Source organism: Lacticaseibacillus zeae DSM 20178 = KCTC 3804 (genome assembly GCF_000260435.1).
GTDB lineage: Bacteria > Bacillota > Bacilli > Lactobacillales > Lactobacillaceae > Lacticaseibacillus > Lacticaseibacillus zeae.
The window spans coordinates 18,040-27,954 of sequence record NZ_BACQ01000006.1; the positions used below are offsets into that span (position 1 = coordinate 18,040).

At 48.4% G+C, this 9,915-nt stretch carries 9 protein-coding genes; all 9 read left to right on the forward strand.

What is annotated here, in order from left to right; genetic code table 11:
* Positions 1-2 precede the first annotated feature (2 nt).
* The 9 genes from GSO_RS00595 to dnaI all read left to right on the forward strand — a co-directional run bounded on the left by GSO_RS00595 (position 3) and on the right by dnaI (position 9,613).
* Positions 3-374, forward strand: coding sequence for a hypothetical protein (locus GSO_RS00595; RefSeq protein ID WP_138117784.1), 372 nt, complete (start codon positions 3-5; stop codon positions 372-374).
* Between the two features lie 80 nt (positions 375-454).
* Positions 455-1,477 (forward strand): WxLIP family cell surface protein, encoded by a 1,023-nt coding sequence (locus tag GSO_RS00600; RefSeq protein ID WP_044112371.1) that lies wholly within the window; start codon positions 455-457, stop codon positions 1,475-1,477.
* Between the two features lie 273 nt (positions 1,478-1,750).
* Positions 1,751-2,461 carry a Bax inhibitor-1/YccA family protein gene (locus GSO_RS00605; RefSeq protein WP_010487867.1) on the forward strand — a complete coding sequence of 237 codons (711 nt, stop codon included), beginning with the start codon at positions 1,751-1,753 and terminating at the stop codon, positions 2,459-2,461.
* Between the two features lie 172 nt (positions 2,462-2,633).
* Entirely contained in the window at positions 2,634-5,279 is a 2,646-nt protein-coding gene (gene polA, locus GSO_RS00610; RefSeq protein ID WP_010487868.1) for a DNA polymerase I, read from the forward strand.
* A gap of 11 nt (positions 5,280-5,290) precedes the next feature.
* The gene (gene mutM, locus GSO_RS00615; protein WP_010487869.1) at positions 5,291-6,139 is read left to right on the forward strand and encodes a bifunctional DNA-formamidopyrimidine glycosylase/DNA-(apurinic or apyrimidinic site) lyase; all 849 of its coding nucleotides are present in this window, start codon (positions 5,291-5,293) and stop codon (positions 6,137-6,139) included.
* Entirely contained in the window at positions 6,136-6,738 is a 603-nt protein-coding gene (gene coaE / locus GSO_RS00620) for a dephospho-CoA kinase (protein ID WP_010487870.1), read from the forward strand. Before mutM ends, coaE begins: the two co-directional genes overlap by 4 nt.
* A gap of 54 nt (positions 6,739-6,792) precedes the next feature.
* Positions 6,793-7,260, forward strand: a complete 468-nt coding sequence (gene nrdR / locus GSO_RS00625) for a transcriptional regulator NrdR (RefSeq protein ID WP_005687991.1) — start codon at positions 6,793-6,795, stop codon at positions 7,258-7,260.
* Positions 7,261-7,328: 68 nt separating this feature from the next.
* Positions 7,329-8,678, forward strand: coding sequence for a replication initiation and membrane attachment family protein (locus GSO_RS00630; protein WP_010487871.1), 1,350 nt, complete (start codon positions 7,329-7,331; stop codon positions 8,676-8,678).
* Positions 8,678-9,613 carry a primosomal protein DnaI gene (dnaI, locus tag GSO_RS00635; RefSeq protein ID WP_010487872.1) on the forward strand — a complete coding sequence of 312 codons (936 nt, stop codon included), beginning with the start codon at positions 8,678-8,680 and terminating at the stop codon, positions 9,611-9,613. The genes GSO_RS00630 and dnaI overlap by 1 nt, the downstream gene beginning before the upstream one ends.
* The last annotated feature ends 302 nt before the right edge of the window (positions 9,614-9,915 follow it).

The following is a 9,915-nucleotide window of genomic DNA, read 5'->3' on the forward strand; positions in this document are numbered from 1 at the left end:
AGATGATGAAGAAAGGTATCAAAGGCATGTTCCTCATTTTTGCCTTCTTGGTGAACAGTCAACCTGGGCAAATTGCGGCGTCAGCAACCTTTGAAACCGAAGCGCGCGTCCAGATCGTTGTTGACGCATCCGACTCACATGGTGAAACTTTGCCATTGCCTGACTTTAAGCCGCAACAACTTATGAGTGCGAAAGTGACCGAATCTGGATCGCCGTCATCGCGTGCTGACAGTGGAAATGAACGATATCTGCCTAACCTAAACGAATTGATAAAAAATGGTTTGATGGTTTGGGGCAGCGGCATTCTCTTAATTGCGAGTTTCATGTTTGGTCGGAAAAAGGTTACGGATCGATTAACTTTAAAGAAAGGATAAGACCCAGTGCAAATAGCGGCGTCTGACAAGCTTAGTGTTGGCGCGGCAACTAACCTTTTGGGCTGGTTTCAAGACGAAGAATGATTAGGAAAAATGGGCTTTTGTTGAGCTTGGTTTTAGGATTGGTTGTTTTTTGGATTGGCGTGCGCCCACAACAGGTGTTGGCTGCCGATGAAGCCGGGTTTACCGTTAAAACGGTTTTGCCGGCTAACCAGCGGGATACAAGTCAGACATATTTTGATTTGCGGGTCTCACCGAATCAGGAGCAGGATCTAGAAGTCGTGATTCAAAACCGCAACACAGCACCTTTGACAGTTTTGCTGGCTGCCCACTCAGCTTTCACCAATGATAACGGGGTCGTTGAATACGGCAAGTCTCCTAAACCGGCTGATTCGACTTTACCGGTCAACCTGCAGGACATTGTGACGTTACCGGCTGAAGTGACGATTCCTGCCTTGAGCCAACAAACGGTTAAGATTCACCTAAAAATGCCGGCCAAGCCTTTCTCGGGAACGGTGCTTGGCGGGTTGCAGTTCAAGGCCAAGCCTGATCATAAAGGTACGGAAAAAGGTGCTGTAACCAATCGCTATGTTTATGCGGTCGGCTTAATGTTGTCAGAATCCGATCAGCCGGTCGTACCGGATTTGAAATTGCGACAAGTGGCAGCGGATAACGACCACGGCCAGCCGGCAATTCGGGCTAACATCCAGAACTTTGAAGCAGCCATCCTGCGCAATTTGCACGTGAGCGGTTATCTTTATCGCCAATCAGGCGGTAAGGCGCTTTATCGATCCGAAAAAACTCGCATCAACATGGCGCCGAATTCCAATTTTAATTTCAAGTTGAATCTCGATAAAGGACCGTTGGAACCGGGAAAATATCGGCTGAACCTGATCGCCAAAGGAAGCGGACGCACGTGGAACATGACGCGGACGTTCAATGTTTCAAAGAAAGATGCCGACAAGTTACGCGCGTTATCAAAACCTGATGCACCAACGGCGACGATACCGTGGTACTTAATTTTGGTTGGTGGCATCGTGTTAGGCATCGGTCTTTATGCCGGGTTCAAGAAAGTCCAGTCAATTCAACGCTGCAAACGGTAACCTGACGCACCGACGCTGTTCGATGACGAAGTTGGGGTGTCATTGGCGTTCTTATGAAAGTTAGCCTCTTCGTACTCGTTTTGGCGTGAATGAAGAGGCTTTTTGCTGTTTATCTGCGTCATTAAAAGTTACAATAAAATCACTGTACTTCAAGATATTGAGAACCTTGTCAGTCATCAAGCCCAATGGCACAAGATCGGTCGATGGTCGGACTGACAAATGCTACAATAGCAGTTATAATAAATACAGATAGTTGAAAGGAATGAACGCAATATGCAAGAACGCCGTGTTGTGAACGAGGCCGGCTTAACACAGTTCTTCTCCCGCATCTACACGTTGATGGGAAGCGGGCTGGTTGTGACGGCGCTCGTGAGTTATTTACTGGGAGTCACTTTTAAAACCGATTACGTGAACTTTGTTAGTGGCCACCAAATTGTTTTTTGGATTATGCTTGCTTTACCGTTGATTTTGTCCTTCTTTGTCACAGGACGACGGGCACAGGCGAGTCCGGGTTACGCAACGTTGATGTTTTATCTGATGTCCGCAAGCTTTGGGTTTACCTTTGCGAGTGTGGCAATGGTTGCGCGGACCTCGAATCTTGCAGTTGCATTGGCAACAACGGCAGTGGTCTTTCTGGTCATGTCGATGGTTGGCCATTTTGGCAAGCGTGATTTGAGCAAGGCTGGCAACATTGCAATAGTGGCGTTGGTTGGCGTGATCCTGATGTCGTTAGTTAACATGTTTATGGGTTCGAGTGGTATTCAAATGTTGATTTCCTATGCGGTTCTGATCATCTTCATCGTCTTGACCGCTTGGGATACGCAGCGTTTAAAGAACCTGTACCTGACAACTGGCAGTGACGGTCAGGCGGCTATTTCGGAAAATTCGTTGGCTGTTGTCGGAGCATTGATGCTCTATCTGGATTTCCTGAACCTATTCACCGCCATTCTGCAGATTCTGGGCGTTGGCAACAATAATAATTAAATGCAATCAAAAGCTGGCCAAGCGCCAGCTTTTTTTCTGTCCAAACCTAAGGCTAGGGGCGCGCACCAAATGTGAACCGTGCGCCACAGAAACTCAGAATTTGGTACAATGATTGTGACAATTAACTCATGACATCTTCAGAGGTGGTCTGAGAAGAAAAGGAAGCTCATATATGACGAGTCAAACTAAATTATTGCTGATTGACGGCAACTCGATTGCGTTTCGCGCTTTTTTTGCCTTATACAATCAGCTCGACCGGTTCACCAATCAGGATGGGCTGCATACAAATGCGATTTACGCGTTCAACAACATGCTGGAAATTGTTTTGAAGTCTGTTCAGCCTGACGCGGCGCTGGTGGCATTTGACGCCGGTAAGACAACGTTTAGAACCGCGAAGTACGCTGATTATAAAAGTGGACGAGCCAAGACACCAAGTGAGTTATTGGAACAACTGCCGTATATCAAAGAATTGCTTGACGATATGGGCATTCAGCATTATGAATTAAAAGATTACGAAGCTGACGACATTATCGGAACCATGGCGAAGCGGGCAGATGACGCTGGCTGGCAGACAACGATCGTGACCGGTGATCGGGATTTGACCCAGTTGACCACCGATCAGACGACGGTACAGGTGACCGTTAAAGGTGTTAATGAACTTGAAGCGTATACGCCGGAGCATGTTAAAGAAAAGCTGGGAATTACGCCGACACAAATCATCGACCTGAAAGGCTTAATGGGTGACACCTCTGACAACTATCCTGGGGTTACCAAAGTCGGTGAAAAAACCGCATTGAAGTTGCTGAGGCAGTATGGCAGCATTGACAACCTTTATGCGAATATTGACGGGATGAAAACGTCCAAGTTGAAAGAGAATCTGATCAATGACAAGGATAAAGCCTACCTCAGCAAGCAACTTGCCACGATTGATCGCGATGCACCCGTCACGGTCGATTTGGCGGATGTCACTTATTCCGGTCCCGATTTAGCTAAACTGCGGGAATTTTATACCAAGATGAACATGAACTCGTTATTGAAAAAGATCGGCGGAGATGTGGCTAAACCCACGCAGCCGGTTCATTTTTCGGTGTTAGACGATAAGTCCATTCTGGCATTGACGAAAATCACGGATCCCCTCACTTTTGAAATCGAAATGTTGGACGACAATTATCATATTGCTGACCAGATTGGCTTTTTTATTGGCACGAAAGACGAAACCTATGTCAGCACGGACGTTTCTTTGCTGACGATTCCGGAAGTTGCCAAGTGGTTAGGTGATTCGAAACGGGATTTGACGGTATTCGATGGCAAGCGCAACATTGTGGCCGCCCATCGCTTAGGATTAAAGTTAGCGGACATTGCGTTTGACGTTTTATTGGCTTCTTACTTGATCAATCCGGACGAAAATAGCAATGATTTAGGCAAAATCGCTGAAGACCATGATTATCACGACCTGCCGCGGGACGAAGATGTTTATGGTAAAGGAGCCAAGCGTCAGGTTCCGGAAGATAAAAAGCTATTTGCTCAATTTGCCCGCAAATCGATGGCCCTTTTTGCGTTACGGCCCGACTTAACAGAAGATCTGGCTAAGCAGGAACAGACTGATCTTTTCACGGACATGGAAATGCCATTGGCGCGGGTGTTGGCAGAAATGGAAATTCAGGGAATCACGCTTGATGCCCAGACTTTAAAAGACATGGGCACAGAATTTTCACAAAGCATCAAGGTGCTGGAAGAAAAGATTTATGGTGAGGCTGGCGTCAAGTTCAATCTGAACTCGCCGAAGCAACTGGGCGAAATCCTATTTGAAAAGCTGAATCTGCCGGTCATCAAAAAGACCAAGACAGGTTATTCCACCAGTGTCGATGTCCTAAACGAGCTGAAATCTGCCAGCCCGATTGTCCAAGACATTCTGGATTATCGCGGCTGGTCGAAATTGAATTCGACGTATGTTGTGGGGTTATTGAAGGCGCAAATGCCGGATCACAAGATTCACACGCGTTACTTGCAGACATTAACCCAGACCGGCCGCTTAAGTTCCGTTGATCCGAATATGCAAAACATTCCAGCACGAGACGAAGGCAAAATCATTCGGAAGGCGTTTGTGCCATCCCATCCGGATTGGCAGATTTTCAGCTCGGATTATTCGCAAATCGAATTACGCGTGTTGTCCCATATTTCCGGTGACGAGAATATGCAGCAAGCTTTTAAAAATGGCGTTGATATTCATGCCAACACTGCGATGAAAATTTTTGGCTTGGATTCACCGGATCAAGTCACGCCGGATATGCGTCGGCAGGCCAAGGCGACGAATTTTGGGATTGTCTACGGTATTAGTGATTATGGGTTAGCACAGAACATCGGGATTTCCCGCAAGCAAGCGAAAGCCTTTATCGATGGTTATTTCGAACAGTATCCCAAGGTTCATGATTACATGGCCAATATGGTTAAAAAGGCACGTGAAGACGGTTACGTCGAGACACTGTTCCATCGCCGCCGCTATTTGCCGCAAATTCATTCACGTAACTTTAATTTACGGAAATTTGCCGAGCGGACCGCGATGAACACCCCGATCCAAGGCAGTGCAGCGGACATTATCAAAGTTGCCATGATTCGCATGCAACAAGCATTAGCCGATGCCCATCTGCAAGCCAAAATGCTGTTGCAGGTTCACGATGAACTCATTTTTGAAGCCCCAACTGCGGAAATGGAGCAGCTTGGCAAGCTCGTGCCTAAAATCATGGACTCTGCCGTACAATTGGACGTGCCATTGAAAGTCGATAGCCACTACGGCCCGACTTGGTTTGATGCGAAATAAGGAGATCGGGAATGCCAGAGTTACCTGAAGTCGAAACGGTTCGCCGTTCATTATTGCCACTTATCAAAAGCAAACGGATCACCGCGATTAGTACGAATTGGGCGAAAATTCTGATTAATGGCTTGCCAACTTTTCAAAAAGACGTCGTGGGCGCTGCTGTCACCACGATTGATCGCCGCGGGAAATACCTGTTGATTCGGCTGAACAACGGCGAAACGATTGTCAGCCATTTACGCATGGAAGGCCGTTATTACGTTGTTAGTGATGCCCATACACCGTTTGACAAGCACGATCATGTCACCTTTACATTCCAGGATGGGAGTCAACTGCGCTATCGGGATTTACGCAAATTTGGCCGCATGCGCTTGATTCACACTGGTCAGGAACAATCAGTACCGGCGTTGGCAAAATTAGGGCCGGAGCCGACCCCTGCGACGTTTGACGAGGCGGCGTTTGCCCAAAAACTAAAACGCCATCATAAAGCGATCAAGTCGGTTTTATTGGATCAAACCGTTGTTGCCGGCATCGGTAATATTTATGCAGACGAAGTTTTGTGGTTGAGTCGCTTGAACCCGCTGCAGCCAGCTGATACGCTGACCAAAAAAGAAATCCACACTTTACATGATAATATTATCAAGGAGTTAGATGCGGCCATTGCTGCTGGCGGCACCAGCGCTCATACCTACGTTGATGCAGAAGGTAACCGCGGCTCTTTTCAAGATGCCTTGCATGTTTACGATCGGGAAGGGACGCCTTGTGATCGGTGCGGCACACTCATTGTTAAAATCAAAGTCGGCCAACGCGGCACCCACTATTGTCCCCACTGCCAACCTCTGCATCAAAGGAGGCGTCCGGCATGACCTATTTATTAGGCTTGACAGGGGGGATTGCATCGGGAAAATCAACGGTAAGCCGGGTTTTTAAAGCAGCTGGGTTTCCAGTCGTGGATGCAGATGTGATTGCCCGCCGGATTGTCGAACCCGGACGGCCAGCACTCGCCCGTATCGTTCAGGCGTTCGGGCCACAAGTGCTGCGCGAAGATGGTAAGCTTAACCGTGCCAAGCTTGGTGAGATTGTCTTTTCCCAGCCTAGGCGTTTGGAGGCACTGAACCAAATTAATCGACCGTACTTGCGCGCGGCGATTAATCAAGCATTAGCACAGGCGAAATCTGGCGGTGCTGCGATTGTGGTTGGTGACATTCCACTCCTTTACGAAGCCGATTATGCCGATGCATTCGATGGTGTTGCCGTGGTAACCGTTGATCCCAAGGTTCAGTTGGACCGGTTGATGGCCCGTGATGGTCTGACAGAAGCCGAAGCCAAGGAACGGATAGCATCACAGATACCTTTGGCAAAAAAAGCGGCTATGGCTGATTTTGTTATTGATAATAATGGGCGACCGGAAGCAACCATCGCCCAGGCAAAAGCCTTGATTCGCCAGCTGCAGCACCTATCATAAGCGGCGTGCGCGTGCTATAATAAGCTATCAAACTTTGATTAAGAAGGTGGAGTCGTGCAATGTCCCCATTGCCATCATAATAGTTCGCGGGTCGTTGATTCGCGTCCCACAGACGGCGGTCGGGCGATCCGACGCCGGCGCGAATGCGAGAATTGCGGGTTTCGCTTCACGACTTTTGAACGAGTCGAGCAAACCCCGTTATTGGTAATTAAGAAAAACGGTACCAGAGAAGAGTTCAATCGGGAGAAGATTCTGAAAGGACTGATCCGGGCGGCAGAAAAACGCCCGGTCACCATGGAGCAAATGCAAGGAATCGTTGACTCGGTTGAAAACCAATTGCGGGCGATTGGTGAAAATGAAGTTTCCAGTCAAGCCATTGGCGAGTATGTTATGTCCAAGCTAGCAGATGTTGATGACGTGGCTTATATTCGCTTCGCCAGTGTATATCGGCAGTTCAAAGATATGTCCGTCTTCATGCAAGAGCTTCAGGATATGATGAAGAAGGAAAAGACTAAGAAATAGTGATTGCGAAACAAACGGACCTGGGGCAGTTGTCTCAGGTCCGTTGTCTGAAAAGAGGTGAATTTGCGATGCAGCGTCCGGATACGTTTATGCCCCAAGCAGGCTTTGTATTGACCAAGGCCGGTTATTTTAGCGACTTTGATGAAAAGATCGCCATCTCGCTTTATCAACCGCTCGTGGGTCCGATTGCCATGGCGCTTTATCTAAGTCTATGGCAGGAGGTCAAAGACCGCGCTTTGGTGACGGATCGGCGCCCACAACTCTGGCTGTTGGACTTGCTGGATATCGATATCGATCAACTTTTCGTGGCCCGCGTCAAACTGGAAGCAGTCGGCTTATTGCGGACCTATACGCAAGTTGATTCACTTGGACGCTATTATGCCTACGAGCTTTACCCGCCAGTGCGGCCGGATGCCTTTTTTAAAGACGATTTGTTGGGTTTACTGTTGTATGACAAGGTCGGTGAAAAGCGGTATGACGAATTGGTTGCGCAGTTCAGTCTGAAACCGGTTCGCCGCCCGGAATGGCAGGAGATCACAGCAAACTTTTTGGATGTGTTTCGCTTTGACCACAACTTAAGCGGGGAACCAAGTGCGGTGGTTGCGGCCAAAAAAGCAATGGATCAAAATCAGCCTCAGTTACCACGACTTGGTAATGGCGAAGGCTATGACTGGGAACTTCTGCAATCGCTGTTAGCCAACAGCAATATTCAGTCAGGTCAATTAGCTAAACATCAAGAGGCGTTGTATCAAATCGCTGGGTTTTACGGGATTCAACCGCCTGATTTTGCGCGGCTGATCAGTCGGGCGACCGATGTGATGACCGGTAAAATTGACTTGAATGCGCTTCGGCGGCTGGCTGAGCAAAGTTATACCCGTCAGCAGCCACAAACCAAGGCGCAACCAGTAGCAACCAAACCGCCAAAAGTGGCCAGTGCGGACGAAGCACTGTTAAAACGGGCGAAAAGTATGCCACCGCGCCAGTTTTTAACCGCGGCCAAACAGGCTAAGAATGACCGGATGTATCCAGCCAATAATGAATTGCGCGCGGTACAGAGTTTGAGTGAACGCAACGTTTTTGATGCGCCCACCATTAATATTTTGATTGATTATATTCTCCGAACAAATGATAGTATCAATCAAGCGTTGATGGATGCCATTGCCAACAGCTGGTTGAAGGCCAATGTGACGAGCCCGGAAGCAGCGTTGCAGCAGATTCATACGTTCGAAGAGCAGAAAGCAACTGGGAAAAGGCGCTTTCAAAGCCAAACCAAAGGCGTGCGGCAGGAGAAGCTGCCAGATTGGGCTAAGGAAGGCTATCAACCCAAGAAGAAAAAAGTCAGCGAGGCAGATCGCCAGACGTTGGCTGCTCAGCTGGAAAAGTTACGGCAACTCGGTGATAAGGGAGGGACGAACTAATGGAAGATATGCGCAAACGCTTGGCAATGTTAATGGACTCTCGACAGTGGCGGGAGCGGTATTTCAAAATGGTCAAGGCAGCCTTGCAGGATCCTGATGTCCAGACCTTCCTTAAGCAACACGAGGCAGAATTGGCTGATGATGCGATTGATCGCGGCACGGCCAAAATCTATGAATTCGTCAGTGAGCGTAACAAGATTGCCCGTGGTGAATTACCATTGGCGCCTGGCTATCAACCCACACTGGTCGTCGCCAACGGGTTGATTGATGTCGCGTATGAGCCGACAGATGCAAAGCTTGCGGCTGACGAAGAGGCGAAGCAGGCTTCGCTGGTGACTTCAGTCAATATGCCTAAAGATATTCATGACGCGAGCTTGACAAGCTATGATCCGACCGATGAGCGAATGGATGCGCTTTTGGCCGCAAATCAGTTTGTTTTGTCAGTCGTTAGCGATCCTAAAGCCTTCCATCAGGGACTGTACCTGAGTGGGCCGTTCGGTGTTGGAAAAACTTATTTGCTAGGTGCCATTGCCAACGATCTTGCCAGCAAAGGCGGCATTGCCACAACGCTGATTCATGTCCCGACCTTTGTTGTTGAAATGAAAAGTGCCATTGGCAGCAATACGGTGTTGAAAAAAATCGATAGTGTCAAACGCGCGCAAGTGCTGATGCTTGATGATATTGGCGCCGAAAGTATCAGTCCCTGGGTGCGGGATGATGTGCTTGGCATCATTTTGCAATATCGCATGCAGGAAAAAATGCCGACGCTCTTTAGCTCCAACAAAAGCATGGCCGATTTAACCGAATGTTTGGCCGGAACTGACCGCGGCAATTCCGAGATGCTAAAAGCCCAACGCATCATGGAGCGGATTCGTTTTCTGGCTAAGGAAGTAACGGTTGGCGGAGAAAATCGCCGTAATCCGTTGGCTAATTAAGTGCGATTCAAAAAAGAATAACGCAATTTTCAGAAAACCGCTTGCACCCAGCCGCGCAATGTGGTTCAATGTAGCTATCGAAGACGGAAGCAATAAAGGATCATCCGACAGAGAGCAAGGCCGCGGCTGAAAGTCTTGCAAGATCTGATCCGAACCACTTCTCGAGATTGCCGAAAGGCCCAGTTGCGCAGGTTACGCGTTAATGAAGTGGCCCGCAGCAAGACTGTCGGCAACCTGGGTGGAACCGCGATCACAAATCGTCCCTGATGTCTCTTAGGAGATATTAGGGGCGATTTTTTTGT

Excerpts from the sequence above, each read along its gene's own strand:
- coaE (WP_010487870.1), top strand. The coding sequence starts at position 6,136 with ATGACCTATTTATTAGGCTTGACAGGGGGGATTGCATCGGGAAAATCA.
- GSO_RS00605 (WP_010487867.1), top strand. The coding sequence starts at position 1,751 with ATGCAAGAACGCCGTGTTGTGAACGAGGCCGGCTTAACACAGTTCTTC.
- GSO_RS00630 (WP_010487871.1), top strand. The coding sequence starts at position 7,329 with ATGCAGCGTCCGGATACGTTTATGCCCCAAGCAGGCTTTGTATTGACC.
- dnaI (WP_010487872.1), top strand. The coding sequence starts at position 8,678 with ATGGAAGATATGCGCAAACGCTTGGCAATGTTAATGGACTCTCGACAG.
- GSO_RS00600 (WP_044112371.1), top strand. The coding sequence starts at position 455 with ATGATTAGGAAAAATGGGCTTTTGTTGAGCTTGGTTTTAGGATTGGTT.
- GSO_RS00595 (WP_138117784.1), top strand. The coding sequence starts at position 3 with ATGATGAAGAAAGGTATCAAAGGCATGTTCCTCATTTTTGCCTTCTTG.
- mutM (WP_010487869.1), top strand. The coding sequence starts at position 5,291 with ATGCCAGAGTTACCTGAAGTCGAAACGGTTCGCCGTTCATTATTGCCA.
- polA (WP_010487868.1), top strand. The coding sequence starts at position 2,634 with ATGACGAGTCAAACTAAATTATTGCTGATTGACGGCAACTCGATTGCG.